This is a genomic window from Rhizobium sp. P2_G9 (genome assembly GCF_056403475.1).
Genome location: NZ_JBFUFK010000008.1, coordinates 125921 through 151934, shown reverse-complemented (window position 1 = coordinate 151934; position 26014 = coordinate 125921). Strand labels below are relative to the sequence as shown.

Sequence of the window (26014 nt, the reverse complement as noted above, 5' to 3'; positions counted from 1 at the left end):
ATGTCACCCGCAGTTTCACTGTCTTCGCTCTACGACCGAGTCAGCCGTGTCGTTCCCAAGGCCGAATGGATGTTTCACGAAGAGGACATCGCGGCCATCCTCGACCTGAAACGCAAACGCAACGCGGTGATCCTCGCGCATAATTACCAGACGCCCGAAATCTTCCATGGAGTGGCCGATATCGTCGGCGACAGCCTCGCACTTGCCCGCAAAGCCATGCAGGTCGAGGCGGACGTGATCGTACTGGCCGGCGTGCATTTCATGGCCGAGACCGCCAAGCTTCTCAACCCGGGCAAGACCGTGCTGATCCCCGACCTCGAAGCCGGCTGCTCGCTTGCCGGTTCGATCACGCCTGCGGATATCGCGCTGCTGCGGCAGGCCCATCCGGGCGTGCCTGTGGTGACCTATGTCAACACGTCTGCCGCGGTGAAAGCCGCGTCCGATATCTGCTGCACCTCGGGCAATGCAAAGGAGGTCGTCGAGTCGCTCGGCGTCCCCCGCGTCCTGATGCTGCCCGACGAATATCTTGCGCTGAATGTGGCGCGCGAAACCTCCGTCGAGATCATCGCCTGGCACGGCCATTGCGAGGTGCACGAACTCTTCGATGCCGACGACATCAGGCAAATCAGGGAAAATCATCCGGGCATAGTGGTGCTCGCGCATCCGGAATGCCCGCCGGATGTGGTGAAGGCCGCCGACTTTTCCGGCTCCACGGCGGTCATGTCGGACTTTGTCGCCCGCGAGCGCCCGGCGCGGGTCGTGCTGCTCACCGAATGTTCGATGAGCGACAATATCGCTGTCCATCATCCCGATGTCGATTTCGTCAGGCCCTGCAATCTCTGCCCGCATATGAAGCGGATCACGCTCGGCAATATCCGCAAGGCGCTGGAGGAAAACCGCCACGAAGTGACCATCGACCCCGCTATTGCCGCCCCGGCACGCTGCGCTGTGGAAAGGATGCTGGCAATATGACCAAGCTTCCCCAGACGCATGAATGCGTCATCATCGGCAGCGGCATCGCCGGACTGGTGACGGCGCTCTCGCTCGCACCAATGCCGGTGGTGCTCGTGACCCGCGCTTCGCTCGGTCAGGAATCCTCGAGTGCCTGGGCACAGGGCGGCATCGCCGCGAGCCTCGGCGAGGATGACGACATCGAACTCCATATTGCCGACACCTTGGCCGCCGGAAATGGCCTATGCGACGAGCCTGCCGTGCGCGCAATCGTCTCCTCGGCACCTCACGCCATCGAATTGCTGGAGCGGTATGGCGTCCTTTTCGACAGCGATGCGAATGGCAGGTTGGCGCTGGGACTAGAGGCTGCCCATAGCCGACACCGTATCGTCCACGCCCAGGGCGATGGCTCGGGAGCGGCGATCGTCAAGGCTCTCGTAGAGGCGGTTCGGCAAACGCCATCAATCATGGTTCTGGAACATTGTGAGGCACGCCGTCTGATGGTCGATGCGCATGGCATCTCTGGCGTCGTCTGCGTACACAAAGGCAATGCGGTCACGCTTTCCGCACGCCGTGTCGTGCTGGCAACCGGGGGCATAGGCGGGCTCTATCGCGCCACGACCAATCCTGCCGGCAATTTCGGCCAGGGTATCGCGCTTGCCGCCCGGGCTGGTGCCGCCCTCGCCGACATGGAGTTCGTGCAGTTTCATCCGACGGCACTCGACACTGACCAGATGCCGCTACCGCTGGTGAGTGAAGCCGTGCGCGGCGAAGGTGCCGTCCTTCTCAACGAACATGGCCAGCGTTTCATGCAGGCGACAGACGGTGCAGAACTCGCACCAAGGGATGTCGTTGCCCGCGCCATCAGCACTGAGTTCGATCGCGGCGGCCGTGTTTTCCTCGACGCGCGATCCGCGCTGGGTTCGCGTTTTCGAACCCGCTTTCCGGTGATCGACCGCCTGTGCCAACAAGCCGGCATCGACCCCGCGACCACGCCGATCCCGGTATGCCCTGCCGCTCACTATCACATGGGAGGCGTCGCCACCGACCTTGATGGGCGCAGCACCATCCCCGGCCTTTGGGTCGTCGGTGAAGCGGCCTGCACAGGCCTGCATGGCGCAAACCGGCTTGCCAGCAATTCGCTGCTCGAAGCTGTGGTCATGGCCGAACGCGCCGCTCTTGATATTGGCGGAACCACTGGCCGCCAAGCACCGAACAAGGCGGCGATCAACCTGCCGCCTCCACCCGATCTTGTCGCCGCACGCGCGATCGCGAGCCGGCATCTCGGACTGCGCCGCAATGAAAGAGGCCTCGTAGAGGCAATCGAGCAGTTGACGCCACTCGTAAGCACGGGTGGCGCCGGGAGCGATCCCGCCCTCGTGGCGCTCCTTATTGCAGTCTTCGCCCATCAGCGCTGCGAATCACGTGGTGCCCATGCCCGCACGGACTTCCCGGCAACAGCCATCGTGCCAAGTCGACAGCAAATGACGCTTGCGGAAGCCCTCGACACCACCAACGCCAATCGACCCAACATCCTTGCCCGGAGCGCCTGATATGAACCTGTCCTCTCCCCATCGCCTGATTGTCGAGCCGATCGTGCGTGCGGCCCTCCTCGAAGACCTCGGCCTCGCCGGCGACATCACGTCGAACGCAGTCATTCCGCTCGACGCCACGTCGACCGTTGTCCTCGCTGCCCGGGAGGCCGGCACGCTTGCAGGCCTCTCCGTCGCCCAGCTCGCCTTCGAGCTTGTCGATCCGGCTATCCGCTTCGAATCCCATATGCAGGACGGCGCCGCGCTAAGGCCCAGGGATGTGATCGCGACGATCTCGGGTCCGTCTCGCGGATTGCTGACGGCCGAACGGACGGCGCTCAACTTTCTTGGCCATCTCTCGGGCATAGCCACGACCACGGCTGGCCTGGTCGGTGCCGTCAAAGGGACCAAGGCCCAGATCGTTTGTACGCGCAAGACGACCCCAGGTCTCCGGGCGCTCGAAAAATATGCCGTCCGCGCCGGCGGCGGCATGAATCATCGCTTCGCACTCCATGACGCCGTACTGATCAAAGACAATCATATCGCCATCGTCGGCAGCATTGCCGAAGCGATCCGCCGCGCCAGGAACAATGCCGGTCACATGGTCAAGGTCGAGGTTGAAGTGGATACGCTCGAACAATTGGCTGAAGTGCTGGCGATCGGCGTCGATGCGGTGCTGCTCGACAATATGAGCCCCGGCATATTGCGAAAGGCTGTCGACATGGTCGGCGGCCGCGCGATCACCGAGGCCTCCGGCCGCGTGACCAAGGCCTCCGCCGTCGCCATCGCTACTTCCGGCGTCGACCTGATCTCGGTCGGCTGGTGTACGCACAGTGCGCCAACGCTCGATATCGGGATGGATTTTTGTGAGCGGGCGGATGATCGGACGCCGTCTCTGCAGGAACGGTTCGGATAGCATTCATGTCGGGTGAACGCCTTTGCAATGGAGACCGCCTTCGTCGGCTAGACTCGATAGACCACTGCACCGCCCGTCAAACCGGCCCCGGCAGCGGTCAGCAGCAGCGTCTCGCCCTCCGCAAATGGTCGCTCTTTCCTGGCGACGGAAAGCGAAAGCGGGATGGTGGCAGCGGAGGAATTGCCGAAGGTTTCGATCGTCCGCACCGTTCTTGCCGGATCGATGCCGAGATTGCCGCAAACGGCGTCAAACATGCGTGCATTGGCCTGATGCGGGACGAACCGATCGATCTGCCCGATGGCGATTTCCGCCCGATCGAGCACCCTTTGCGATGTCCTGGTCATGAGCTCGACAGCCCGCGAAAACACCTCTCGGCCATCCCGCATCGTCATCAGGAAATCCTCCGCCGGGATATCATGCGAAAAAGGCCGATTGCTGCCCCCCGCCGGTATATGGATCAGATCATAGCCGCCGCCATCGGAGGCAAGTTCAGCAGCAAGAAGACCGCGTTGGCGGTCGCGGCTGGGTGCGAGCACGACAGCGCCCGCGGCATCGGCGAAGAGGACCGCACTGGCCCTCTCTGCGGGATTGATACGCCGGCTGAGAATGTTAGCGGCGACCACGAGAACCGCGCGTCCCTGGGCGCGAACAAAGCCGTCCGCGAGGGTGAGTGCATAGAGAAAGCCCGAACAGGCGCCTGCGAGATCGATCGCACCGGATTTTTCCAGGCCCAGCCGGTGGGCGAGCAAGGGCGCCGAAGGCGGAAGCAGATGGTCCGGGGTCGAGGTTGCCAGCAGCGTCAAGGCAATCTCGTCATGAGCGACACCCGCATCGTCGAGTGCCATTCGCCCGGCCTCGGCGGCAAGGCCGCTCAGCGTCTCCCCATCTCCCGCCCAGTGACGCGCCCGGATGCCGGTCCGTCGTTCGATCCAACCATGTTCGAGCCCAAGGCTCGCCTCGATCTCGGCATTGTCGACGCGCCGCGCCGGCACGGCATGGCCGAAGCCGATCATGCGGGAAGACCAGGTTTGCATCGTCAGGGCGCCCCCAGGACGATGGATGCCACCTCGTCGATGGCGTCATAAGCGCGGCCAAGTTCGTCGGCGGTCAGGCAATAGGGTGGCATCAGGTAAATGACGTTGCCGAGCGGACGGATGAGAAATCCGCGCTCGCGAAACAGCCGCCGCATGCGAGGTCCGACCTCGGCCAGATAGCCGCCGGCCGGCACGACAAGATCGAGCGCAGCAATCGTTCCGGCCTGCCGGATGTTGGCAAAGCGCGCGTCGCCTTCAAATCGCTCAAGATTCTGCCGGTGCAGCGCTTCGAGATTTCGTATCCGCTCGACGACCGGTTCGCTGCGCCAGATCTGCAGATTGGCAACCGCCGCCGCACAGGCGATCGGATTGGCCGTGTAGGAGCTCGAATGGAAGAACGTCTTGCGCCGATCGGTCGAGAGGTGCGCGTCGAAGATATCGCCGGTGCACAGCGTTGCTGCGAGCGGCACAGCGCCGCCGGTGAGACCCTTGGAGGTGCAGAGGATATCGGGCGAGATGTTCGCCTGCTCGCAGGCAAACATCGTCCCCGTCCGGCCCCAGCCGGTCATCACTTCATCGGCGATGAACAGGCAGCCGTGGCGGGTTGCGATCTCCCTGAGCCCGGCAAGGACGCCGGCATCGTAAATCTTCATCCCGCCGGCACCGAGAACCAAGGGCTCGATGATCAAGGCGGCCACACGACCCGAACGACAGAATGTTTCGAACATGTCGAGCGTCTGCTGCTCGCGGCCTGCCTCGGGAAACGGCAGCCGGTCGACGCCGAACAGCAGCGGTTCATAGGCAGCATTGAAGACGCCGCGCTCGCCGGTCGACATGGTGCCGATCGTGTCGCCGTGATAGCTCGCCTCCATCACGACGATGCGGTCGCGCGGCTCACCGCGATTGTGGAAATAACCGAGCGCCATTTTCAGCGCCACTTCGACCGAGGTCGAGCCGCTATCGGAATAGAAGACATGCTTCAATCCGGATGGGGCGAGGCCGATCAGTCCTTCCGCGAGCTGTTCGGCCGGTTCGTGCGAATATTCGGCAAAGATGATCTGATCAAAGGCTTCAGTCGCGGCGCGGATCGCTTGCATGATCACGGGGTGCCGGTGACGATGGGTGATCACCCACCAGGACGAAATGGCATCAAGGATACGATTGCCATCCTCCTCGATCAGATAGGCGCCGTCTGTCGCTGCGATACGTTTCATCACCGGTTCGAGCGCGTGCTGGGTGAAGGGATGCCAGACAGCCGAGCGGCTCATGCGGACACCTCCGCGAAAGCGGTGAGATCGAAATTCTCCCGGAATGCCCGGCCGAGTGCATCGGCACTAAGATGCGGAATGCCCGGCAACCGGCCGAGCGAGCGGACGCCGCCCATTTTTGCGATTATCCGCTGCGTCTCCTGGTTCTCATCGCCGATAAAGGCCACGCCGAATACCGGGATGTCCCGATGCTTCAGCGCTTCGAGCGACAGCAGCGTGTGGTTGATCGTGCCGAGTGCCGTCCTGGCGCAGAGGATGACCGGAATTTGCCAGCGGGCAAAGACATCGGCGAAGACCAGATCATCCCGAAGCGGCACCAGAAGCCCCCCTGCCCCTTCGATCACCAGCGGCCGGTCGGTTTCCGGCGGCATGAGCCTTTCCGGATCAATCATCACGTCGTCGAGTCGAGCCGAGAGATGCGGCGAAGCGGGTGCCGAAAGGCGATAGGCTTCCGGCAGGATGCGTTGGTGCGGCACGCGGCCGAGCCGTGCGACCGTTTCGCTATCGGTCTCGTCATCGAGCCCGGACTGGACCGGCTTCCAGTAATATCCGCCTAAGGCACCAGTCAGAGCAGCGGAAAAGATCGTCTTGCCGATGCCCGTATCGGTGCCGGAGACCACAAATCGTTGGATCATGGCTTTTCCTCTTCGATAACAGCTGCAAGGTGCTCGACCATGGCGGCAATCTGGCCTTCATCGACATTGAGTGTGATGGATATCCTCAGCCGTGCCGTACCTTCCGGCACGGTCGGTGGCCGGATCGCACGCAGGTCGAAACCACCGGCCCGCATACGGTCGGCGATGCGCAGCGAACGGGCATTGTCGCCGATCATCACCGGCAGGATCTGCGAGCCGCTGGGTTCAATGCCCAGTCGTGACTGCAGCTGTTCGCCCGCAAAATTCCTCAAGCTCTCCAGGTGCGCGCGCCGCTCAGGCTCGTCGGCGATCATGCGCAGGGCCTCCCGCACACCCGTCGCCATCAATGGCGATGGCGCCGTCGAATAGATGAAATTGCGTGCGCGGTTGATCAGAAAGCTCGCGAGCGTCGCGGGCAGGCCTAGAAGCGCACCCGACACGCCAAGCGCTTTGCCGCAGGTGTGCAGCACCAGCACATTGCCGCGGCTCTCAGGCCCGGCGGCAAGGCCGCGGCCTCCGGGACCAAGTATGCCTGTGGCATGCGCCTCATCCACGACGAGAAAGCCGTCATGCCGGTCGGCAAGGTCCGCAAGTTCGAGCACGGGCGCCTGGTCGCCATCCATCGAATAGAGGCTCTCGACGGCGATCCAGGGATGACCCTTGCCGCCGGCCTGCCGCCAGCGGCGGATCGCCTGATCAAAGGCATCAACCTGGTTATGCGGCGCGGCAACCGCCTCCGCCTTGCTCTGAGCTATGCCGTCATGGGCACTGGCATGGATCAGCGCATCATGGACGATCAGGTCGTCGCGTTGCGGCAGGGAAGAGAAGAGCGCGACATTGGCGGTAAATCCGCTGCTGAAATAAAGAGCCTTCTCGGCTCCGAAGAATGCCGCCGCTTCTGCTTCGAGCGCCTCGTGTTCCCTGTGATTGCCGCGCAACAGCCGCGAGCCGCCGGCGCCGGTGGGCACGCCTCTATCCAGCGCCGCCGCTATCGCCGCTTTCAGCCGCGGCGCACTGGCAAGGCCGAGATAGTCATTGGAGGTGAAATCCACGCCTTGCTGGGGCGTGAGTTCGCGGAGCCGCGACCTGCGCGCGAGGCCGGCGAGCGTGGCCTCGTAGCGGGCAAAAGCCGACGAACTCAAGAGGCCGGTTCCAACTGCATCGGCGTCAGGCCCAGCCGGCGGAACAGTGCAGCGTCATGATCCTCCCCGGGATTGTCTGCCGTCAGCAGCGTGTCGCCAACGAAGATGGAATTGGCACCGGCAAAGAAGCAAAGGGCCTGCATCTCGTCGCTCATATCCGTTCGGCCAGCCGACAGGCGCACATGCGAGTGCGGCATCAGGATGCGCGCCAAAGCGATGGTGCGAACGAAATCGATTGGATCGACCGGGGCTGCGTCGGCAAGCTTCGAACCCGGGATCGGGATCAGCATGTTGATCGGCACGCTTTCCGGCGGAACCGGCAGGTTGGCGAGCGTCACCAGCATCGAAATGCGGTCCTCGACCGTCTCGCCCATGCCGAGAATGCCGCCGGCGCAGACCTTGATGCCGGCGTCACGGACATTGGCAAGCGTTTCCAGCCGGTCCGCAAAGGTGCGGGTGGTGATGATCTCGGAATAATAGCGCTCGGACGTATCGACATTGTGATTGTAGTAATCGAGGCCGGCATCGGCGAGCGTCCCGGACTGCTCGGGGGTCAGCATGCCGAGCGTCATGCAGGTTTCCATCCCGAGCGCCTTGACGCCTTCGACCATGGCGACCAGCGCATCCATGTCGCGATCCTTGGGATTGCGCCAGGCAGCGCCCATGCAATAGCGCGTCGCCCCACCCTCCTTGGCCTTGCGCGCTTCGGTCAGCACGCGCTCTACCTCCATCAGCTTCGAGGCCTTCAAACCTGTCGGGTAGTGGGCGGATTGGCTGCAATAGCCGCAATCCTCGGCGCAGCCGCCAGTCTTGATCGATAGGAGCCGGCTCATCTGGATGGCGTTCGGATCGAAATGGGTCCGATGCACCTGCTGGGCGCGGAAGAGAAGATCGTTGAACGGCAAATTATAGATAGTTCTGGCATCCTCTAGTGAAGCGAGCATGCCAGCCGCCTGCGTCTCGACGGATTCTCCGTTCACCACTGCCGATTCCACCAACATCAATGCTCTCCCATGTGGATAAATAGATAGAATCCATTTTTATCTATAATTTTATGCCGCGCAGAATTTTGCAATAGCCCTCACGGGGAAAATGAGTTCTCCGAGCAACCATAGGGAGAGGATTGCATTATGCCACGGACGTGCCAGTGCGCCGGCCAAGGACCGCGCACCATGGCGTGTGCAATCATCGAGCCATCAACTCCGCGAATTTGGCTCTGCTTTTTCAAAAAGGATCAGAAATACGGATGAGCGCCACGCTCAGCCCTCGATCGCAAACGCCGCGCCCGTCGCGCCCGAAGCATATTGTATGGGCTTCTGGCCGATTCTCTGCACATGCCGCTCCAATACGACGACAGCTTGGTCGATCCGGCCCTTGCGCAGATGATCGAGAATGGCGTGATGGTCGGCATCGAGCCGCGGCAACCATCCGCCAGGCCCGCTCGCGAACAAAAACCGTGATCCCACCATGTGCAGATCATCGATCGCGGTCAGCAGCCGCGGCATGTCGCAGGGCGCAAGCAGCAGCCTGTGGAACCGGCGATTCGCCTCGTCCCACAGGCGGATATCAACCGCGACATCGCAGGCGAGCACGGCCGCCTCCGCCTGATCCAGGATATGCGGCGTCAAATGCGGTGCGGCGTGGCGCAGCGCCAGCGCCTCCAGCACCGAACGCATGCGCGCGACTTCCTGTACCTCGGCGAACGAAAAAGATGCAACCCGCACGCCGCGACGCGCCTCGCTCACCGCCAAACCCTGCGCCTCGAGGCGACGGAACGCCTCGCGCACCGGAACATGGCTGGTGCCGAACTCATCGGCAATATGGTCCTGCCTCAGCTTGCTGCCAGGCTCCAGCACACCGGTGATGATGCGGTCGGCGAGAACGCGGCTAATGCGATTGGCGATTGTCTCTTCTGATGCGATCGTCATGTTTCATAGATAATTTGCAACAGCGACGCTGTCGAGCCTCGCAACAGGCAGGCGGATCTCGTCCACCGGCTTTATGGTCGAGGGGAGCGGGCTCGGATCGGGGAGCCCGCATTTGGTTGGCGCAGTCGATGGAAGCTGAACCGATGCCAAGTATCGTTTTTGGGTTTCCAAGCTATCGAAGACCTGCGGATGCCCGGGCATGCACTGTAAAATGACCGCAATTGAATGCGTCAGGCCTGATAGCTGACCTTGCCGTCGCAGATCGTCAGAACCGGCTTGATCCGGCCGATCGCTTCGCTTGCTGCACGCTCGATATCGTCATCGAGCACGACGATGTCGGCGAGATAGCCGGGTTTGAGAACGCCCTTCCGGTCCTCCATGAATTCGACCCAGGCACCGTTGCTGGTATAGGCTCTGAGGACCTCCATCAAGCTCAGCCTCTGGTCTCTCAGCTCTTCCTTCCACGGCTTGCGTGTCATCGCCTCCTGAATGCAGACAAGCGGATCGAGGCCAGTCACCGGCCAATCGGTGCCGAACACGAGTTCCACACCAGTCTCCGCGATGGTCCGCCAGGCGAAAGCGAGAGGCCACCGTTTCTCGCCGATGCGGCTGAGATAGGGTTCGACCGGCGTTGCCCCGGTGCCGGGCGGATGTGTCGGCTGCATCGACGCGACGACGCCGAGTGCATTGAGACGCGGCACGTCGTCCGTCTCGATGGTTTCAATATGTTCGATACGATGCCGGCTGTTGCGCCGGCCATTGAGCGCAATAGCCCCCTGATAGGCGTCAAGCGTCTGCCGCACGGCAGCGCTGCCGATGGCATGAACCGCAATCTGCAGGCCGAGACGGTCGGCCTCCGCGGCGATCGCGCGGAACTGGTCGTCGGTGAACAGTGGATCGCCGTTTTCATCGGGCTTGTCACCATAGCCGCCGACCATATAGGCGGTGCCGGATTCAACGACGCCGTCGGCAAACATCTTGACGAAATTGCAGCGAAGACGATCCGTGTCATAGCGACGGCGCCACGCATCCGCCTTGTCGGAGAGATCGCTCAGCGGCATGAAATTCTTCATATGGAAGGGCATGCGCACGCGCACCGGAAGCCCCGCGCCTTGCTCGATCTCGTCGAGCAGTTCGAGCTGGTAGAGATTTCCGTCCATGTTCTGGAACGACGTTATGCCCATCGAAGCGCAATAGGCGAGGCCACGCTTGAAGAGTGCGGCATCGCTGGCCCTTTGCTCCGCCGTCACATTGTCCGGGTCGCCGCCGGTGGCCACCCCGAAGCGCTCGCGACCGCCCGTCGCCCCCAGATCAAGCACCGGCCCGATCGCCTCGCTCTCCCGCAATTCGCCTGTGGCAAGACCGTCCGCACCCATGACGATCTCATTGCCGACGCTGAGCTTTTTCCCCCTGAGTATCCCGGCCGCTTCCAGTGCCGCGGTGTTCGCCCAGGCGGTGTGATAGTCGACCGCCATGACCACAAGCGGCCGATCGGCGACGATGGCATCCAATGCCTGCCGTGCTGCACCATCAGAGCCGACAAGGACGTAATCGGCCCCGTGTCCGACGAGCAACGGCAGGTCGGGATGCTCTGCGGCATAAGCTTCCACCAGCACTTTCAGCCGTTCATGTCCGCGAACGCCCGACAGCGGAAGCTGGGTGAGGCTCAGCGAGCCGCCAAAAATATGCATGTGCGATTCGTTGAAACCGGGCATGACCGTGGCGCCACGAGCATCAACTATGCGTGTCGCCTCCCCGGCATGAGCCTTCGCCGTGTCCGCCGATCCGACGAAGACGATTTTGTTGCCCTTGAGCGCAATGGCTTCGGCACGCGGCATGGCGTCATCCATGGTGATGACCTTGCCATTGGTGATGATGATGTCGGCTATTTCGGCCATGATCTCGCTTCCATGAAATAAGTCATCGGGCGGGCGCCGGCGCTGCCGCCGCCCGTTGCTTCAGCCAATGTTCCGCAAGTTATTTGCGCAGATTGGTCCAGATCTTGTTGTAGATATCGATGACCTCGGGCGGGCACGGCGGGTCGAAGCTGATTTTCATCGATGCCGGCGCATGCAGTTCCGGCGCATTGCTGATGTCCTTGGACATGAACTTTTCCGAACCGACAATGCCGTTATTGTAAGTGGCAAAGTCGGAAATCAGCGCGGCATTTTCCGGTTCCATGACGAAATTCTGGAACAGCTTGGCGTTTTCGAGGTTTGCCGCACCCTTCAGGACAGCGACATTGTCGACGAAGCCTCCGGCGCCTTCCTTCGGGAAGGCAAACTTCAGCGTTGCGCGATTGGCGCGTGCCCGGATTCCTGCGCCATCCCAGATCATCGAGGCATCGACATCCTTGGACGAGAGCAGCGTCGGCGCGTCGTAGCTGAATGTGCGCCAGCTCGGCTTTGCAGCGTTGAGGATTTTGCTGACCTCCTTCAACTGCGCCTTGTCGGATGTGCAGCGGGGAAAGCCCTTGTAGAGTTCGACGGCATGGATGACAGTCACCATGTCGTCGAGGATGTTGATGCGGCCCTTGAGTTCGGCCGGCGGGTCGAAAAGAACGGCCCAGGTATCGATGTCACCTTTGTAGACGGTCGTATCGACCGAGAAAGAGGTGATGCCGACCTGCCACGGAACCGAGTAGTGACGCCCATCATCGTAATAGAGGTGAACCAGGTCCGGCTTCATGTTCTTGAAGTTGGACATCTGGTCCGGTTCGGTCTTTTCCAGCAGACCCTCGTCCGCCATGATCTTGACCGCATAGTCGGACGGAACGACAATATCATAGCCCAATCCGCCGGCCTTGATCTTGGCCATCATCGACTCATTGGAATCATAGGTGTCGAGCGTGACCTTCACACCGTAAGCCTTCTCGAATTTCTCGATCAGCTTGGGATTGGTGTAGTTGCCCCAATTGTAGATATGCAGCTCGCCCGCAGCAAAGGCGCTGGTCGACGAAGCCAGCAGTGCTGAAAACGCAAACAAGGCTATCTTCTTCATTTCGGTATTCCCCTTTTTGGTTTCAGGATTCCTCGTCCTGGCTTTTCTTGGTGAAGATGAAAGAGACGACGATGAACGCGATTGAGACGAGAAGCAGCAACGTGCACATGGCGTTGAGCTCCGGCGTTACCGTGTTGCGGATGCGCGACCAGATGAACAGCGGCAGGGTCGTCTCCCCCGGCCCGGCGATCAGCTGGGTGATGGTGAAATCGTCGAAAGAGACGATGAAAGAGAGCGCCGCCCCGGACATGATGCCGGGCAGAAGCAATGGCAGCGTGACGTATCGGAATGTCCGCCAGCGATTGGCGTAAAGATCGGCCGCGGCATTCTCCAGCGTGATGTCCATGCCTTCGAGGCGACCTCGGATCGGCAGATAGGCAAAGGGAATGCAGAACGATGTGTGGGCGGCAATCAGCTTGGCAATGCCGAAGCTGATGCCAAAAGCCTGCGCAGCGAAGGAAAAGAAGGCGAGCAGCGACACCGCCGAGACGATTTCCGGAACAATCAGCGGCGAGGTAATGGTCAGGACCGTCGCCGTCTGCCCTCTCCAACGTTTGACGCGGGTTGTCGCCAGCGCCGCAGCGGTGGCCACCACCGTCGCCATGACGGTCGCCGACACGGCGATGACGATCGACAGGATGGCGGCGTCGAAGAAGCCGCCATTGTCGAGCAGCGACACATACCAGCGGATGGAAAAGCCCTGCCACGACGCGCCGATGCTTGTGGAATTGTTGAACGAAAACAGCAGCACGATGAGGATCGGAACATAGAGCGCCGTTATCGTTACGGCAGCAATGAAGCTGAAACCGGTTTGACGCTTGACGTCGATGGTGCCGTAGGTCGGGAGATCAGCCATGCCGCACCTGCCCCGAGCGACGGATCTGGATGAGAAGAGCGATCATGATGATGACCATGAGAACGATCGAGAAAGCCGAGCCGAGCGGCCAGTTCCGCGACGAGCCGAATTGCAGAGCAATGAGGTCGCCGATCATCAGATGGCTGCCGCCTCCCAGGAGCAGCGGCGTCACATAAGCGCCGAAGGACGGCACGAAGACGAGGATGGCGCCGGTGATGATGCCTGGTTTCGCCAAGGGGACAATGATGCGCGTCAGAACCTGGAAACGTGTGGCGTAGAGGTCGAACCCTGCCTCCGCGAGCCGAAAATCGAATTTCTCCAGCGAGGCATAGATCGGCAATATCATGAACGGCACGAAACTGTAGACCAGGCCGAGCAGGATGGCGAAATTGGTGTAGAGCATCGTGATCGGGTGACCAATGATGCCGAGATCGAGCAGGATCGAATTGATCAGGCCTTCGTCGCGGATGATGAACATGACCGCGATCGTGCGAACGAGAAGGTTGGACCAGAAAGGAATGGTGACCAGCAGAACCCAACGGTTGCGGGTCGCCTTCGGTCTTGTCGCCATGAAATAGGCCGTCGGGAAGCCGACGAGCAGGCACAGCACCGTGGTGATCGCGCCGAAGATCGCGGTGCGGAGATAGATTTCGAGATAGTCTCCGGAAAAGGAAAGCGTGTCGTCGAAAATGTCGCGCTGAAACAGCAGCGAGATGTAGGATTCAAGCGAGAATTTCGGCACGACGCCGCCATAATCCGCCGGAACCATGAAGGAATAGGCGATCACCACCGCCAGCGGCAGCAGGCCCAGGATCGCCATGATCAGGATAGCGGGCGAGGCCAGCGCCAGATTGCGGCGGGCATGCTGTCTGTCTGCGGCCGGTACAGCTGACATCTCGGTCAATCCTTCAGAACCTGGGCGACGCCCGCGGGAATGGCGACGCCGATTTGAGCCCCCTCGCCTAGCCCGTCGCTTGCGCCGGGCCGGTTCTGACGACGGATCGTCAGCGCCGTCTGGTCGCCGAGACGGGCGTGGATATGGGTGTCGGTGCCGAAATAGACGATGCGCTCTATCGTGGCGGCCAGCGTTCCAGGTGTGCCGGCTGCCGCGATTTCGAGGTGTTCCGGACGCACGACGATGGTGATTGCCCCGGAGGCTGCAAGCGATTTCGATGTCAGCGCATCGACGGTCAGCCCACAGTCGAGAACAATGGTTCCGGTTGCCCCGTTGCTTGCGCTCAGATTGCCTTCGAGGAAATTCGTCTCGCCAATGAAGCCGGCAACAAAGCGGTCGGCAGGATGTTCGTAGATTTCGTGCGCCGATCCCACCTGCAGGACCTTGCCCTTGTCCATGACGGCGATGCGGTCCGACATGGTCAGGGCCTCTTCCTGATCATGCGTGACGAAGATGAAGGTGATGCTCGTCTCCTCCTGCATGCGCTTCAATTCGATCTGCATGGATTTGCGCAGCTTGAGGTCGAGCGCCGACAAGGGCTCGTCGAGCAGCAGAACTTTTGGTTTCGGCGCCAGCGCCCGCGCAAGTGCAACGCGCTGCTGCTGGCCTCCCGAAAGCTGCGTGACAAGACGCTTGCCCGCACCGTCGAGGCGCACGAGAGCGAGCATTTCGTCGACGATCCCGGCAATTTCCGCCTTGCTCTTGCCGAGCATTTTCAGGCCGAAGCCGATATTTTCGGCGACCGTCATATGCGGAAAAAGAGCGTAGTTCTGGAAAACAGTGTTGATGGGCCTGAGATTTGCCGGCAGAGCGGCTATGTCCTTGCCGTCGAGGAGAAGCCTGCCCGTGCTCGGCGCCTCAAAGCCAGCCATCATGCGTAGAAGCGTCGTCTTGCCACAGCCCGATGGTCCAAGCAGGGTGAAGAACTCGTTCGGGCGGATTTCCAGGGAAACATCGTCCACGGCACGGAACGCACCGAAATCCTTCACAATATTCTGCATCTTGACCGCGCCACCCGCAGCGACATCCGAGTTTGGCAAGCTCATTCGTTGTTCCATTGACCTCTGTCTCCGACCGAGCCGCAGGGCTCAAAGCCAGCTCTGATCCTTCGATCCAATCGACGCGCCTAAGCGCACGCCAACCCTCGCGGGATGGGTATTCCCGTCTCAAATCTTGCCGGATAGCTGAAACACCTGACGGCGACGAAGCATCGCTTCGAACGCCTGGCATCAGGCGCAATCCCAGTCTTTAAGCTCCTCGATGCTGGCGGCACAGTTGCCGCACAAACAATGTCGTTCCCGTTTTTCTTTTGTTGTTCGCTTATGTTTAATACTGTATGTCATAAAAAGTTTGTGTCAATAAAATCTTTTACGCCATAAAATATTTTGGCAGGAAGGAAACGGGATGGCGGGCGATCAGGCCGTCGGGCTTCGCTCAAGGCAGAAGCAGGAGCGCCGGAACAGTATTCTTGCATGCGCCAAGCGGCTGTTCGAGGAACAGGGTATCGAGACAACCACGATGGCGGGAATCGCCGCCGAGCTCAGCGTCTCGACGCCGACGATCTTCAATTATTTCGGCAGCCGCGACGACCTTCTGCTGGCGATCATCTTGGAAGGTCACGAACGGGGCGTCGAGGCCAATCGTTCCCGGCCCAAGCGCAGTCATCCGCGGCTCTATGACGATATGGCCGAGTTGTTGGCCGAGTTTTCAGCATTTTCGCTGCAAATCTTCAGCAGGTCAGTCTGGCGCTATGCGGATTCGGCTGCGATCCGCAATCCGGAATCCGAGTTCGTCAAACGCTACAGCCAAATCGACCGCGTTCTCAAAGACACGATCAAGGCCGTTCTCGCCGATCGTCCCTGCAAGACGCGCCGCGGAGGTGATTATGATGCTGAGATGCTGGCGAACGTCATCTATAACCATTGGATTGCGCATTATACCGCCCTGATCAAGGACGATACCTTGAGCCTTGAGGAGCACTACAGCCGCCTTTTGCCGCAAATCCGCGAATTGCTGGACCTGATTTTCGACGAATGAGACGGTCTCCGATCGTCACACGCCCAGTCTGTCGCGCATGCCGTACCACCATGCACCGAGAACCGTCAGCGGAACGCGGAAGCTGCGGCCGCCCGGGAACGGCAAGTTCGGCAGCGACGACCAGACGTCGAAGCGCCCTGCCTGTCCGGCCACAGCCTCGCCGAGGATTTTTCCGAGCAGATGCGTCGTGGTGACGCCATGGCCGCTGTCGCCGTGGGAAAAATAGACCGTATCGGACAGTTTGCCTACATGCGGAATGCGGGTGAGCGTGAGCGCGAAATTGCCGCTCCAGGCATAGTCGATGCGAACACCGGCAAGCTGCGGAAACGTCCTGAGCAAATTGGGCAGGATCACACCGGTCAGATTCTTGGGATCGCTGCCGCCATATCCGATGCCGCCGCCATAAAGCAGGCGATTGTCTGAGGTGCGGCGATAGTAATCGAGAACATAGTTGGCGTCCTCGACGCAATAATCGGCGGGCAGCAAAGCCTCGATCATCTGGGGATCGAGAGGCTCGGTGGCCATGACCTGGCTGGACACCGGCATCATCCGGCCGCCGATCTCCGGCAGGAGCCTGCCGAGATAGGCATTGCCGCAGACGAGCACGAATTTCGCCCTGACCTGTCCTTGATCGGTCGAGACGACAGGATTTGCCCCCGGCGTGACATTCGTCACCCGGGAGCGTTCGAAAAAGCGAACACCGAGCCTTTCTGCCGCCTGCGCCTCGCCAATGACGAGATTGAGCGGATGGATATGGCCGCCGAGCCGGTCGATCATGCCGCCGATATAGCGGTGGCTCTGCACATATTTCCCGACTTCGGATGCGGACACCATTTCGAGCCCGTCATGGCCATGCGCCGTCCACTCGGCCCGCACCTTTTCCATTTCCCGCATCTGCTTGGCGGTAAAGGCGGCAAAGAAGCCGCCGTGGCGGAGATCGCAGCGGATGTCATATTGGGCGACACGTTGCCGAATGAGATTGCCGCCTTCCAGCGACATCAGGCCGAGCGCATCGGCCTTCGCCTTGCCGTAGCGCTTGGCAATGGTTTCGAGATCGCGACTGTAGCCGTTGACGATCTGGCCGCCATTGCGGCCGGAAGCGCCGAAGCCGATCCGCTCGCCTTCCAGCACCGCCACCTTGAAACCGCGTTCGGCGAGCTCCAGCGCCGCCGAAACGCCGGTGAATCCGGCGCCGATGATGCAGACATCGGTGTGGATCTCGCCCTGAAGCGCGGGGCGTGGGGCCTGTTCCAGAGCAGTCGCCGCATACCAGGACCTGATATGGCCGGGATTGTCGAATTTTGCGAGAACGTTCATGTCACACCGTCCTGATATAGGCGTCGTATTCGACGTCCGTGACCCTGTGGGAGAATTCCGAAAGTTCCTGCTCCTTGCAGGCTTTGTAGAGTGCGCGGTAGGGCGCGCCGAACGTGCCGAGGGCAAAGCCCGACTTGGAAAACCGCGACAGCGCCACATCCCAGTTTGTCGGCAGCGCATCATGTCCAACGCCGTGATCGTCGCCGTCGATGGCGCTGCCGGGATCGATCCGTTCCTTCATGCCGGCGAGCGCCGCATTGAGGATCATCGCCAGCACCAGATACGGATTGGTGTCTGCCCCGGCCACTCTGTGCTCTATCCGGGTCGCGGCCTTGCCGGCTTTGATGACGCGGACGGCGGCCGACCGATTGTCGATGCCCCAGGAAGCGTAGGTCGGCGCATGCTCGCTTGGCCTGAGCCGGCGATAGGAATTGGCATGCGGCGCGAAAACGGCCATGCTGTCGGGCATATAGGAGATCAGCCCGCCGACCGAATGCATCAGCTTTTCCGACAATCCGTCTTCGGCGGCAAAGATATTGTCGCCGCGCTCATCGAGGATCGAAAAATGCACATGCATGCCGCTGCCGGCCTGCAAACCATAAGGTTTCGCCATGAAGGTCGCATCGAGATCGTGCTTGCGGGCTACTGATTTGACGATGCGTTTGAGCAGCACGGCATAATCCGCCGCCTTCAACGCATCGGCGACATGGTGGAGATTGATTTCGTATTGTCCGGGGCCGTTTTCGCGAAGCGCGGTATCGGCAGGTACGCCCTGTGCGCGGCAGGCGCGGGCAATATCGGCAAACACGTCCTCATTGTCTTCCAGTTCGGAGATCGACAGCACCTGCGTCTGGCCGGTGTGCCACCTGCCCTCGCGCGATTTGGGTGGCCGGACAGGATCGAGCGCCGAGCGCAGCGGATCGATCAGATAGAATTCGAGTTCGGTCGCGGCAACGGGGGTGAGTCGCAGATCCGCATATTTGGCCAGCACAGCGGCCAGGGTGGACCTCGGATTGCCATGGAAATCGCTGCCGTCGCCATTGCGCATGTCGAGCATGACCTGTGCGGTCGGGCGGTTGAGCCAGTTTACCCGCGACAGCGTTCCCACAACCGGCATGCAGATGCCGTCCGGATCGCCAGTGCCCTCCGCAAGCCCAGCGGCGTTGACATCACGCCCCCAGATGTCGAGCGCAAAGACCGATCGCGGCATGGCCATGCCCTTGGCGAGCACTTCCAGCGCCCGCTCGCGCGGAATCCATTTGCCGCGCGGCACGCCGTTGACGTCGACCACGAAGGCCTCAAGCACCTCGATATCGGGATTGGCTTCGAAGAAGGCTTCCGCCGGAGACGCTGACCGGACGAGCGGCACGCCCGCATCGGTCAAATTCGCCTGAACGACATCCAAACTCTTGCTCAACATGATCATCACACCCGCCTGCGCGGCACCTCGGGAAGAGGGCTCGATGCGCTGAATCTGGGCCGGTAACTGTTGCAGTCGCACCAAGGCACTGCAGTTCCGGCCCTTAATGATGATCATTCATAGGCTATATTTGATCAACAGTCTAGTTAATTTGATCAAATTAATTCGGACACAGCTGCACGGGTCAAAACCAGCTACACCGATTTTGCCACGAAACGCTTGCGGCCCAGGTAGCCTGCCCCGTCCTGGATGTCGGACTCGATCGCTTCGCGCAGGGCTGTCGCATTGCGGTCTCTGATCGCCTGCATGGCTTCGCCGTGCCGGTCAAAACGATAGGTTTCGTCGAGATTTTCGGTTGCTTCGCGCATGAAGGGGCCGAGCCGAAGCCACACGGACTCGATCAGCGGCAGCAATACGGATGCTGAGCCCGCCTCATAGAAACAGCGATGGAAAGCGAAGTTCCGTTCTATCCCGGCTTCGATATCGCCGCGATCATAAGCGTCGTCGATTTCGGTATCGATCTTCTGCATCCGGGAAAGCCGGACGAAGTCGACGAAGGGCATGGCGCGTTCTGCCGCCAGGGTCTCGAGAGCGACGCGCGCCGCGATGATTTCGTCGAATTTTTCAGGCGTGATGTCAGGGACCCTGACCCGGCGATTGTCGAGATGTTCGAGCGCGCCATCGGCGACCAGCAGATGCAGCGCCTCCCGCACCGGCATTGCGCTCACGCCCAAGGCTTCGGAAAGCCCGTTGATCGTCACCGGTTTTCCCGGCGGTACGCGTCCGGTCATGATCGCATGGCGGATGCTGCGATAGGTCCACTGCTTGACGCTCTCCTGAGCCACGCGCGGGAGAATTTCAACATTGAGGGCCTCTGCGGAAATCTGTCGCGGTCGTGCCATCCTGCCTGCCCCTCGAGCTTCGTAGAGCTTTGGACTTATTGAAAAAGCGGGAACGAAGTCAATCTTGCGCAACGAATAAGATTGGCGTGAGCGAACCCGGTCAACCACACCAGCGGTACCGCCTGCAGGTTCACGATTAGACCGCATTCGCACCTGGCGTCGCGCCATTAACAATTCCATTGACCGATGGATATTTGGATGATTGGATACATTTATCCAATAGCAGGGTTTTACGCATGATCCCGTCCCTTACCGAAGAAGCGGCAAGCTCGACCGCCGAGCAGGAAGCCTATCGCTATCTCCATCAGGCATTACGGCTTGGGCGGTATCGCGCCGGCGACCGGCTGATCGCGGAGGACATCGCCGCGGAGGTCGGCATGAGCCGCATGCCGGTACGCGAAGCCTTTCGCCGTTTGGCGGCCGACGGCCTTGTCGTGCTCAGGCCCAATCGCGGCTGCGTCGTCGCGGGCCTCACCTTGGAGGAGATCTACGAGACCTTCGAAATCCGCTCCGTCCTCGAAGGCCTTGCGGTCCGGCTCGCCATGCAAAGGCTGACACCGGAGATCTTCGAAGAATTGCAAAGCCTGCTGGAGCGCATGGAGCGTGCCGGACTGGCCGGCAGCAGCGACTGGGTCGCCCGGCATCAGGAGTTCCACCTCTATATCTGCAAGCTCAGCGGCCGGCCCAAGCTGATCCGCCAGATCGCCACACTGCATGTGGTGATCGAGCCCTATATGCGGATCTGGTTCGACTATGTCGACAAACCCGTCAGCGCACTCGACGAGCATGAGCGCCTGATCACGGCACTTCGCACCGGCGACGCCGCGCACGCCGAATCCGTGATGCGGGCCCATATTCTCGAAACCGCGCCGATGTTGGCCGATTTCGCGAGTCCCGGCCGCCGTTGACGGCCGGTAGCAGACCGGAAGCCGGAGACAATCGGCACCGGATGGGGAAACAATCAAACACTGAAATCTGAGAGGAAATCTGATGAGTATCCGTCGTATTGCCGCCCTCGCCGCGGTTGTCTGCACCATCGCATTCGGCGCCGTTGCCGCCGACGCACCAAAATCCATTACCATCGCCACCGAAGGCGCCTATGCCCCGTGGAATTTCACCACGGCTGACGGCAAGCTCGATGGTTTGGAGATCGACCTTGCGCATGATCTCTGCGCCCGGATGAAGATTGAGTGCAAGATCATCGCCCAGAACTGGGACGGTCTGATCCCGTCGCTGACGGTCGGCAAGTTCGACGTCATCATGGCGAGCATGTTCATTACCGACAAGCGCCTCAAGACGATCGATTTTACCCAGGCTTACGCTGTCGATCCGTCTGGCTTTGCCGCGGCCAAGGATAGCGAGCTTGGCAAGCTCGGTATCACCGGCGAGAAATTCAAGCTCGACGACGGCACCGCCGCGCAAGCGGCGATCGACAAGCTCAGACCGCTGCTCAAGGGCAAGATTGTCGGCGTGCAGGCGGCAACGACGAACCTCGACTTCCTCAAGAAGTATTTTGGCGATGTCGTGGAAATCCGGGAATACAAGACGACGGAAGAGCACGATCTCGATCTCGCAGCAGGCCGTATCGACGCGCTTTTTGCCCAGCAGACAGCCTTGGCTGCCACACTCGCAAAGCCGGAATTCGCCGACTATACGCTCGCCGGACCAGGCTTTGTCGGCGGCGTCTTCGGACGTGGCACGGGAGCGGGCCTGCGCAAGGAAGATACGGCGCTGAAGGCGATGCTGAACAAGGCGATCGACGAGGCCATTGCCGACGGTACGATCAAGAAGATATCGATGAAGTGGGTCCACACCGATGTGACACCGGTCAAATGACACGGCTTCGCCTGATGACCATCTCTGATTGGTTTCTTTTCATGGGCATGCATAGATGACTGACGGACTTGGACTTCTTGGCTTCGGCGAAGGAGGTTGGGGAACGGCGCTGCTGATCGCTGCCGGCGTCACCGCGCTGCTCTCCCTGGTCGGGTTTACGGCGGGGATCCTGCTCGGCGGCGCGGCGGCCGCCGGGCGCCTCTCCTCCGTTGCCGCCCTGCGATGGCTGGCCAGCGTCTATGGCACCGTCTTCCGCGGCGTGCCCGATCTCTTGACCATCTATCTTCTCTATTATGGCGGCAGCATCGTGCTGACCCGCCTGGACCATGCTTTGGGCGGAGCGGGGTTCGTCGGACTGCCGACCTTCGGCGCCGGCGTCGTGGCGATCGGCGTGATCTCCGGGGCATATCAATCGGAGGTTTACCGCGGCGCTTATCTTGCGATCGATCCAGGGCAGACAGATGCCGGCCGGGCGCTTGGGCTGTCGCGCTTGCAGAGATTGCGTCTCGTCATGCTGCCGCAACTGCTCCGCCACGCCTTGCCCGGTCTCGGCAATGTATGGCAACTGGTCCTGAAGGACTCGGCGCTGATTTCGGTGATCGGCCTCGTCGAACTGATGCGCCAGGCGCAGATCGCCTCGGGCTCGACGCGAGAGCCTTTCCTCTTCTATACCGCGGCAGCGTTCCTCTATTTCGCCATTGCGCTCGTCACCGGCCAGGTTTTCCGGCTGGCCGAATTCAGGGCCTGGCGCGGAGCCCGCGGCGCATGATCGATTTTGCCTTCTATGCGGAAATCCTGCCGAAACTGCTATCGGGCCTGCCACTGACGCTGGAACTGGCCGCCACCTCGATCGCAATCGGTTTCATGCTTGCCCTGACACTCGCACTGGTGCAGCAAGGCAGTTCCGCGCTCGTCCGCCTGCCAATACGCGGCTTTGTCGCCCTTTTCCGCGGCACCCCGCTGCTGGTGCAGATATTTCTGATTTACTACGGCCTGGGCCAGTTTCGTCACGGCTTGCAAGCTGTCGGGCTGTGGGGATTGTTCCGGGAGCCCCACTGGTGCGCCATTCTGGCGCTGTCGCTCAACACCGCCGCCTATGGCAGCGAAATCCTGCGCGGCGCCATCCAGTCCGTGCCTGCCGGCCTCGTCGAGGCTGCACGCTCGTTGGGCATGTCACGCGCTCTCGCCTATCGGCTCGTCGTTTTGCCGCTCGCCTTGCGTCAATGCATCCCGAGCTACAGCAACGAAATCGTTCTGATGGTGAAGGGAACGTCGCTGGCCTCGATCATCACGCTGATGGAAGTCACCAGCGTCGCTCAAGGGCTGATTTCCCAAACCTACCGTCCGGTCGAGGTCTTCATCTGTGCCGGCGGCATCTATCTCGCCCTCAACTTCTCGCTCATCCGGGCTCTGTCCATACTTGAACACAGGTTGTCGCCGGATATGCGGCGCAGCGCGCCAGCGACCATGGTCGCGACGAGCCACGCCTGACAGAAAGGATCATCCGTGCGCAATTTCGAGAAACCCTCACGCTCGGTCGTCGTCGCATGCGAAGCGATGGCAGCGACCTCGCATCCATCGGCAACGCTGACAGCCATCCGGATACTCGCGGCCGGCGGCAATGCGATGGACGCGGCGATCGCAGCTTGCGCGGTGCAATGTGTCGTCGAGCCGGGCTCGACTGGCATCGGCGGCGACTGCTTTGCGCTGCTATCGCCAGGCGAATCGAGCGACGTCATTGCTTTCAATGGATCAGGCCGCACGCCGGCCGCACTGACGCGCGACTGGTTCATCGAACGCGGCATGACGGAGGTCGAGCGCCACTCTCCCGGCGCGGTCACGATCCCGGGCGCGATCGACGCCTGGACGCGATTGCACGCCGATCACGGCAGGCTGCCGTTCGACCAGGTGCTTGCCCCGGCAATTTGCTTTGCCGAAGAGGGATATGCCATCTCTCCGCGCGTGCACCGTGATTGGTTGCTGGAAGAAAGCCTGCTTTCCCGCGACGCGACGGCAGCACGGATTTTCCTGCCGAAAGGCCGTGCACCCCGGATCGGCGAGGTGCATCGCCAGCCCGAACTGGCCGCGACATTGCGCCTGATCGCCAGGAAGGGACGCGATGCCTTCTATACCGGGCCGGTCGCCGAGGACATGGTAGACTATCTGCGTGGGCTTGGCGGACTGCATACGATGGAGGATTTCGCTGCCGCCGGCGGTGACTATGTCACGCCGATCAAGTCCGAATTCCGCGGCCACGACATTTACGAATGCCCACCGAACGGGCAGGGCGTGATCGCACTGATGATCCTCAACATCCTCTCCCGTTTCGAGGCAAAGGGTGATCCGCAATCGACTGACCGGCTGCACATCGAGATCGAGGCGACACGGCTTGCTTATGCGGCGCGCGATGCCTTGCTTGCGGATCCTGACAAGGCTGACATTCCCGTCTCCGCGCTGCTGTCTGACGCCACCGCAGATCTCCTTGCCGGCAAGATTGATCTCAAGCGGGCGCGTTGGGACCTACCGTCGTTCGAAATGCCCCGCCATCGGGATACGGTCTATATTTCCGTGGTCGACAGGGATCGGAATGCCGTAAGCTTCATCAATTCGATCTTCGACAGTTTTGGCACGGGTCTGGTGTCACCCCGCTCCGGCATCGTGCTCCACAATCGCGGCCAGAGCTTCTCGCTTGCTTCCGATCACCCCAATGTCGTGGCGCCTCGCAAACGGCCATTGCACACGATCATTCCGGGGATGGTGGTCCGGGATGGCCGGGTCGAGATGCCGTTTGGCGTCATGGGCGGATACTATCAGGCGATGGGCCACGCCCATCTCATATCAAAAGTGTTCGATTTTGGCATGGATATCCAGGACGCCATCGACCTGCCGAGAGTGGTGCCGGTGTCAGGCAGTACGAAGGTGGAGGCCGAGCACACCCTATCCCCCGAGACGGCAGTTGAACTCTGCAACCGCGGCTTCGAAATCATTCCGGCAGAGGACCCGATCGGCGGGGCACAGGCAATCCGTATCGACTGGGCGAACGGCACGCTGACGGGAGGTTCCGAGCCGCGCAAGGATGGTTGTGCGCTGGGACTTTGAAGGAAGGCAGGGGGGCCGCGGCGAACATTCCAGGCTCAAGACCGGGCGTCCTGACGACCTTCCTCCACGCGATCCGAATACTCAATCGCAGGGGCAGACCTTTGGCGAAACTGGCCGCAACTGCCGCCCAGGTCGTTTTCCACCGGCACCAAGCAGGTCATTCGCCCCACCTTTCACGAGCAGGTCATCTTTTCCTGCGCCCCTCATTGTCGAAGCGATGCAGGTGCTCGCCCTGCGGAGCCAGACGGACCGCGTCGCCATTTGGGATCTCGATGTTGCCTGCGGTACGAACTGTAATCTCGCCTATTTCAGCATCCACATAGGCAATGGATTCATTTCCCAGCCGCTCAATCAGCCTGACTTTGCCTTCCCAGGGCCCTTGCCGATCGAAGATGACATGCTCCGGCCGGATGCCGACAGTGGCGGCATCGAATTCTTCTGCGGCGGTGCCCCGGATCAGGTTCATCTTCGGCGAACCGATGAAGGTGGCGACAAACTCGGTCTCGGGCCGCTCATAGAGTTCGAGCGGACCGCCCACCTGTTCTATGCGTCCCGCATTCATGACGACGATCTGGTCGGCAAGCGTCATCGCCTCCACCTGGTCATGGGTCACATAGATCATCGTGGCTCCGAGCCTCTGGTGAAGTTCCGCCAATTCCACCCGCATCTGGGTTCGCAGTGCCGCGTCCAGGTTCGAAAGCGGCTCGTCGAACAGGAAGACTTTGGGGTTGCGGACGATCGAGCGTCCGATGGCGACGCGCTGGCGTTGACCTCCGGAAAGGGCGGCCGGCTTACGGTCGAGAAGGGTTTCGAGTTTCAGGACCGAGGCCGCGTAGGCGACGCGCTTGTCCCGCTCCTCCTTCGGCATTTTGGCAAGGCGCATGCCGAAATCGATGTTCTGGCGCACGCTCATATGCGGGAAGAGCGCATAGGACTGGAAGACCATCGAGATGCCGCGCTTGGACGGCTCTTCGTGCGTGACATCCGCGCCGCCGATGGCGATTGTGCCGCGGGATGGGGTTTCCAATCCCGCGATCATGCGCAGCAAGGTCGATTTCCCACATCCCGACGGCCCGACGAGGACCGTGAAGGAGCCGTGCGGGACGAGGAGATCGAGGTTGGGGATGATCTCCACGGCGCCGAACGTCTTGTTGAGCGAACTGATTGCCACATCTGTCATTTTGTT

24 protein-coding genes are annotated in these 26014 nt (G+C 61.2%); 9 read left to right on the top strand and 15 right to left on the bottom strand.

The genetic code is table 11. The features are described from left to right. The 3 genes from nadA to nadC are packed head-to-tail and all read left to right on the top strand — an operon-like array spanning window position 1 to window position 3399. Window positions 1-972 carry a quinolinate synthase NadA gene (gene nadA / locus AC1DYF_RS09030; RefSeq protein ID WP_477876373.1) on the top strand — a complete coding sequence of 324 codons (972 nt, stop codon included), beginning with the start codon at window positions 1-3 and terminating at the stop codon, window positions 970-972. Beyond that, window positions 969-2504 carry an L-aspartate oxidase gene (locus AC1DYF_RS09025; RefSeq protein ID WP_477876372.1) on the top strand — a complete coding sequence of 512 codons (1536 nt, stop codon included), beginning with the start codon at window positions 969-971 and terminating at the stop codon, window positions 2502-2504. The genes nadA and AC1DYF_RS09025 overlap by 4 nt, the downstream gene beginning before the upstream one ends. A 1-nt stretch (window position 2505) precedes the next feature. After that, on the top strand, window positions 2506-3399 hold the full coding sequence (gene nadC, locus AC1DYF_RS09020) for a carboxylating nicotinate-nucleotide diphosphorylase (protein ID WP_477876371.1): 894 nt from the start codon (window positions 2506-2508) through the stop codon (window positions 3397-3399). A gap of 47 nt (window positions 3400-3446) precedes the next feature. Here the strand turns inward: nadC and AC1DYF_RS09015 are convergent, their stop codons facing one another. From AC1DYF_RS09015 to AC1DYF_RS08965, 11 genes are all read right to left on the bottom strand, one after another. Then, window positions 3447-4433 (bottom strand): beta-ketoacyl-ACP synthase III, encoded by a 987-nt coding sequence (locus AC1DYF_RS09015; protein ID WP_477876370.1) that lies wholly within the window; start codon window positions 4431-4433, stop codon window positions 3447-3449. 2 nt (window positions 4434-4435) lie between these two features. After that, complete coding sequence (locus tag AC1DYF_RS09010; RefSeq protein ID WP_477876369.1) at window positions 4436-5701, bottom strand: adenosylmethionine--8-amino-7-oxononanoate transaminase; 1266 nt, start codon at window positions 5699-5701, stop codon at window positions 4436-4438. Next, entirely contained in the window at window positions 5698-6336 is a 639-nt protein-coding gene (gene bioD / locus AC1DYF_RS09005; protein WP_477876368.1) for a dethiobiotin synthase, read from the bottom strand. Before bioD ends, AC1DYF_RS09010 begins: the two co-directional genes overlap by 4 nt. Continuing rightward, entirely contained in the window at window positions 6333-7478 is a 1146-nt protein-coding gene (locus AC1DYF_RS09000; protein WP_477876367.1) for an 8-amino-7-oxononanoate synthase, read from the bottom strand. Before AC1DYF_RS09000 ends, bioD begins: the two co-directional genes overlap by 4 nt. After that, window positions 7475-8422: a biotin synthase BioB gene (gene bioB / locus AC1DYF_RS08995; protein ID WP_477876399.1), complete on the bottom strand. Its 948-nt coding sequence runs from the start codon at window positions 8420-8422 to the stop codon at window positions 7475-7477. The genes AC1DYF_RS09000 and bioB overlap by 4 nt, the downstream gene beginning before the upstream one ends. Window positions 8423-8737: 315 nt before the next feature. Next, complete coding sequence (locus tag AC1DYF_RS08990) at window positions 8738-9406, bottom strand: GntR family transcriptional regulator (RefSeq protein ID WP_477876366.1); 669 nt, start codon at window positions 9404-9406, stop codon at window positions 8738-8740. A 230-nt stretch (window positions 9407-9636) separates the two neighbouring features. Beyond that, on the bottom strand, window positions 9637-11304 hold the full coding sequence (locus AC1DYF_RS08985; protein WP_477876365.1) for an amidohydrolase: 1668 nt from the start codon (window positions 11302-11304) through the stop codon (window positions 9637-9639). Window positions 11305-11383: 79 nt separating this feature from the next. Further along, on the bottom strand, window positions 11384-12406 hold the full coding sequence (locus AC1DYF_RS08980; RefSeq protein ID WP_477876364.1) for an extracellular solute-binding protein: 1023 nt from the start codon (window positions 12404-12406) through the stop codon (window positions 11384-11386). Window positions 12407-12428: 22 nt separating this feature from the next. Then, window positions 12429-13262, bottom strand: a complete 834-nt coding sequence (locus AC1DYF_RS08975; RefSeq protein WP_477876363.1) for an ABC transporter permease — start codon at window positions 13260-13262, stop codon at window positions 12429-12431. Next, window positions 13255-14157 carry an ABC transporter permease gene (locus AC1DYF_RS08970; RefSeq protein ID WP_477876362.1) on the bottom strand — a complete coding sequence of 301 codons (903 nt, stop codon included), beginning with the start codon at window positions 14155-14157 and terminating at the stop codon, window positions 13255-13257. Before AC1DYF_RS08970 ends, AC1DYF_RS08975 begins: the two co-directional genes overlap by 8 nt. Window positions 14158-14162: 5 nt before the next feature. Then, window positions 14163-15263, bottom strand: coding sequence for an ABC transporter ATP-binding protein (locus AC1DYF_RS08965; RefSeq protein WP_477876361.1), 1101 nt, complete (start codon window positions 15261-15263; stop codon window positions 14163-14165). A gap of 358 nt (window positions 15264-15621) precedes the next feature. Between AC1DYF_RS08965 and AC1DYF_RS08960 the strand changes: the two genes are divergently transcribed. After that, entirely contained in the window at window positions 15622-16254 is a 633-nt protein-coding gene (locus tag AC1DYF_RS08960; RefSeq protein ID WP_477876360.1) for a TetR/AcrR family transcriptional regulator, read from the top strand. A gap of 15 nt (window positions 16255-16269) precedes the next feature. Here AC1DYF_RS08960 and AC1DYF_RS08955 read toward each other — a convergent pair whose 3' ends face one another. The 3 genes from AC1DYF_RS08955 to AC1DYF_RS08945 all read right to left on the bottom strand — a co-directional run bounded on the left by AC1DYF_RS08955 (window position 16270) and on the right by AC1DYF_RS08945 (window position 20061). Further along, window positions 16270-17571 carry an NAD(P)/FAD-dependent oxidoreductase gene (locus tag AC1DYF_RS08955; protein WP_477876359.1) on the bottom strand — a complete coding sequence of 434 codons (1302 nt, stop codon included), beginning with the start codon at window positions 17569-17571 and terminating at the stop codon, window positions 16270-16272. Window position 17572: 1 nt separating this feature from the next. Next, on the bottom strand, window positions 17573-18997 hold the full coding sequence (locus tag AC1DYF_RS08950; RefSeq protein ID WP_477876358.1) for a glutamine synthetase family protein: 1425 nt from the start codon (window positions 18995-18997) through the stop codon (window positions 17573-17575). 188 nt (window positions 18998-19185) lie between these two features. After that, the gene (locus AC1DYF_RS08945) at window positions 19186-20061 is read right to left on the bottom strand and encodes a GntR family transcriptional regulator (protein WP_477876357.1); all 876 of its coding nucleotides are present in this window, start codon (window positions 20059-20061) and stop codon (window positions 19186-19188) included. Between the two features lie 68 nt (window positions 20062-20129). Between AC1DYF_RS08945 and AC1DYF_RS08940 the strand changes: the two genes are divergently transcribed. The 5 genes from AC1DYF_RS08940 to ggt all read left to right on the top strand — a co-directional run bounded on the left by AC1DYF_RS08940 (window position 20130) and on the right by ggt (window position 24828). Next, a complete protein-coding gene (locus AC1DYF_RS08940; protein WP_477876356.1) occupies window positions 20130-20801 on the top strand; it encodes a GntR family transcriptional regulator in 672 nt (223 codons plus the stop codon). Between the two features lie 82 nt (window positions 20802-20883). Then, a complete protein-coding gene (locus AC1DYF_RS08935) occupies window positions 20884-21729 on the top strand; it encodes a transporter substrate-binding domain-containing protein (protein ID WP_477876355.1) in 846 nt (281 codons plus the stop codon). 55 nt (window positions 21730-21784) lie between these two features. After that, window positions 21785-22498, top strand: a complete 714-nt coding sequence (locus AC1DYF_RS08930; RefSeq protein WP_477876354.1) for an ABC transporter permease — start codon at window positions 21785-21787, stop codon at window positions 22496-22498. Then, window positions 22495-23220, top strand: coding sequence for an ABC transporter permease (locus AC1DYF_RS08925; RefSeq protein WP_477876353.1), 726 nt, complete (start codon window positions 22495-22497; stop codon window positions 23218-23220). The genes AC1DYF_RS08930 and AC1DYF_RS08925 overlap by 4 nt, the downstream gene beginning before the upstream one ends. A gap of 15 nt (window positions 23221-23235) precedes the next feature. Further along, the gene (gene ggt, locus AC1DYF_RS08920) at window positions 23236-24828 is read left to right on the top strand and encodes a gamma-glutamyltransferase (protein ID WP_477876352.1); all 1593 of its coding nucleotides are present in this window, start codon (window positions 23236-23238) and stop codon (window positions 24826-24828) included. Between the two features lie 184 nt (window positions 24829-25012). Here ggt and AC1DYF_RS08915 read toward each other — a convergent pair whose 3' ends face one another. Next, window positions 25013-26008 carry an ABC transporter ATP-binding protein gene (locus tag AC1DYF_RS08915; RefSeq protein WP_477876351.1) on the bottom strand — a complete coding sequence of 332 codons (996 nt, stop codon included), beginning with the start codon at window positions 26006-26008 and terminating at the stop codon, window positions 25013-25015. Window positions 26009-26014 lie beyond the last annotated feature (6 nt).